The organism is Dietzia sp. Alg238-R159 (assembly GCF_900537145.1).
GTDB classification, from domain to species: Bacteria; Actinomycetota; Actinomycetes; order Mycobacteriales; family Mycobacteriaceae; genus Dietzia; species Dietzia kunjamensis.
Genome location: NZ_UNRI01000028.1, coordinates 1 through 3,033, shown reverse-complemented (window position 1 = coordinate 3,033; position 3,033 = coordinate 1). Strand labels below are relative to the sequence as shown.

2 protein-coding genes and 1 pseudogene are annotated in these 3,033 nt (G+C 64.5%); 2 read left to right on the top strand and 1 reads right to left on the bottom strand.

Going from position 1 to position 3,033, the window contains the following annotated elements:
• Positions 1-335, bottom strand: a pseudogene (locus G6R20_RS18375) (IS21 family transposase); the annotation flags it as partial.
• A gap of 790 nt (positions 336-1,125) precedes the next feature.
• Between G6R20_RS18375 and G6R20_RS18370 the strand changes: the two are divergent.
• Complete coding sequence (locus G6R20_RS18370; protein WP_067718100.1) at positions 1,126-1,728, top strand: recombinase family protein; 603 nt, start codon at positions 1,126-1,128, stop codon at positions 1,726-1,728.
• A 92-nt stretch (positions 1,729-1,820) separates the two neighbouring features.
• Positions 1,821-3,033 (top strand): Mu transposase C-terminal domain-containing protein (locus G6R20_RS18365; RefSeq protein ID WP_205475967.1); only part of this gene is annotated, 1,213 nt, incomplete at its 3' end.

The following is a 3,033-nucleotide window of genomic DNA, read 5'->3' as shown; positions in this document are numbered from 1 at the left end:
CTGTAGTGCCGCTGCCCCGGCGATCCGTCGCTGTCGAGGTAGTTGGCCCACAGCACCCGCAGCGGCAGCTTGTTCTTGCCCGTGCGCTTCTTCACGGTCGCCGCCACGTCGAAGGCGACGAACTCCTTCGACGGCGTCTTGCGCCCATCTGCGAACAAGACGTCGATCTCCTCGCCGCTGAGCGCCTCGACCTGGCTCGTGGCGGTCAACCCGTGCTCGTGGCAGACCTTCTTCGCCTTCGCGACAGTGCGATGCGAGCAACCCGCGATCGCCTCGATGTCCCGGTAGGACCTGTCCTGCAGCAGTAGCGACATCACCAATCGGTAATCAGTCACCCGTGCCTCCTGTTCGGATCCACGCGCAGCCTTGTTGCCACGCGTAGAACCGACACGAGCACACGAGGACCGGCACCGCTATCCGATGCTCATACTCGCGCTACCCGATCATCAGAACCCTGCTTTCCGAAGCACGTCCCTAACATTACAACGACTTCCCCGGTTACACCTGTGCCCGTCGCGACGGACACGTGCCGGACGGCTTCCCTCCCGACCGGCTTCCCCCGCAGGAACAGGTGAGCACTTTCCATACCAATCTCGACTGGTCCCACGGATACGAATTGCTTCCCGCGGGCGTCCGCTGTACTTACTGGACCAGAGACGCCCCCAGCGTCACGGTAGTCACTCACAGCCCTTGGTCTTACTCGGTGTGGATCTACGGACTGCTCATCGTTGCCTTGGCACAGGCCGCACGAGTCTTCGACCCGGACCTGCTTTCCCAGCGCCATCGCTGACCCTTGGCAGCAGTTCGGAGCCAGCTCAAGCGGCATCAGTCTCGACGTCGTCTGGAAGCTCCTCTCGCTTCCGATCTTCGCCGGCCCACTTATCACTCTGGACCGCATGCCGACAGCAGACTGAGCACACCCAGCTCACGGAGCCTGCCGGATGTTGCGCCGCTGCCCCTCTGTCAGCTCGTCCCTTAAACGGTCGTTTTTGATACAAACGGGTCGAAGCTGGCCGACCTTGGATACGCCGAGGTGGGCGGAAGCCTGGTCTGTAGCGGAACCCAGTCCCGGAATCTGTGTTTCTGATCTATCCGCCAGCGACGGGTATTGCTACATTTGTCGGTATGGGCCACGCTTTCGGGTACGCGCGGGTGTCGACTGGCGATCAAGACGCTCGACTGCAGCACGATGCTCTGGAGGCTGCTGGCTGCTACAAGGTCTTCACCGACACCGCCTCCGGGGCCTTGGCCTCGCGCCCAGAGTTGGGAAAGCTCCTCGATCAACTTCGCCCGGGCGACACGCTCGTGGTCTGGCGACTGGATCGGCTGGGGCGATCGATTCGGCATCTGATCGATCAGTTGACCGAGTTGCAGGAGCGCGGAATCGAGTTTCGCTCCCTGCAGGAAAATATCGACACCGGGTCCTCGGGCGGGCGGCTGGTGTTTCACATCTTCGCCTCGCTGGCGGAGTTCGAACGAGACCTCATCTCCGAACGCACCCACGCCGGCCTTGAGGCCGCCCGAGCCCGTGGCCGTAGAGGTGGGCGTCCACCGTTGTTGTCTGGGGACAAACTGCGCACCGCCCGCAAGCTCTACGAGCAACAAGACATGACCGTCGCCCAGATCGGCGAGGTCCTGGGGGTCAGCCGCACCACCGTCTACCGGGCGCTGCAACGCGGGGCCGACAAGCCCCCCGCTCGGCGCCGGCAGAAGTCGACGACGGCGTAGCCATGAGCGGGGGCGATGAACCTCAAGGTTCGATCGACGCCCCCACTGGCGCGAAGACTGCCGCGGCCCGATGGCAGGTCCTACGCCAACACGTGGAGAGCGGGGTCCCGCTGACCCAGTTGGCCGCAGCCGAAAAGGTCGGGGAACGCACTCTGCAGCGCTGGCTCGCCGCTTATAGCAAGGGCGGGATCGCCGCGCTGGCTCCGGCAGCGCCACCCAAGCGTGGGCGGCGCACCCACCCAGACCTTGTGGCCTACATCGAAGGCCTGGCGCTGAGTACGCCTCGACCGTCCACCGCAGCGATCTTCCGCAAGGCCGCCGCGACCGCCACCCGCCGCGGATGGCCGATGGTCTCCGCGAGCACCGTGCGGTCCATCGTGACCGGTCTGGATCCCGGGATGGTGACCTTGGCCCTCCAAGGTGCGGCGGCCTACCGAGACACCTACGAGTTGGTGTGGCGCCATCGAGCCGAGCGGGCCAATGCCACCTGGCAGGCCGACCACACCGAACTCGACATCCTCATCCTCGACGCCAACGGGCGGCCCGCCCGGCCGTGGCTGACCGTCATCCTCGACGACTACTCCCGGGCGGTGTGCGGCTACATGGTCTTTCTCGGCGCACCGTCTGCGATGAACACCGCGCTGGCGTTGCGGCACGCGATCTGGCCCAAGAGCGATCCGAACTGGCCGATGTGCGGCCTGCCCGATGTGCTCTACGTCGATCACGGGACCGACTTCACCAGTCACCATCTCGCCCAGACCGCCAATGACCTGCACTTTCAGATCATCTACTCGACCATCGCCAGACCACAGGGCCGCGGCAAGATCGAGCGAATCTTCGGCACGATCAACACCGAACTCCTTGCCGAACTGCCGGGCTACCTCACCCGCGATCAGCGGCACCCCGAGCCAGCACTGACGCTGCCCGAACTCGACACCGCCATCGGCGAGTTCATCAGTGCCAAGTATCACCACCGCACCCACCCGGAGACTGGCGACAGCCCCTACCGGACCTGGATCGGCGACGGGTGGCTGCCTCGCCTGCCCGAGACCATCGATGATCTCAACCTGCTGCTGCTGACCGTGGCCAAAACGCGCATCGTCCACCGCGACGGAGTGCGCTTCCAGGGCCTGCGGTACGTCTCACCGCTGCTGGCCGCCTACGTCAAAGAGCAGGTCGTGATCCGGTACGACCCCCGCGACATCTCCGAAATCCATGTCTTCCACAAGAACCAGTACATCTGTAAGGCCGTGGACCCCGATCACGCATCGACCACCGTCAGYCTCAAAGACATTCAACACGCMC

Excerpts from the sequence above, each read along its gene's own strand:
- G6R20_RS18370 (WP_067718100.1), top strand. The coding sequence starts at position 1,126 with ATGGGCCACGCTTTCGGGTACGCGCGGGTGTCGACTGGCGATCAAGAC.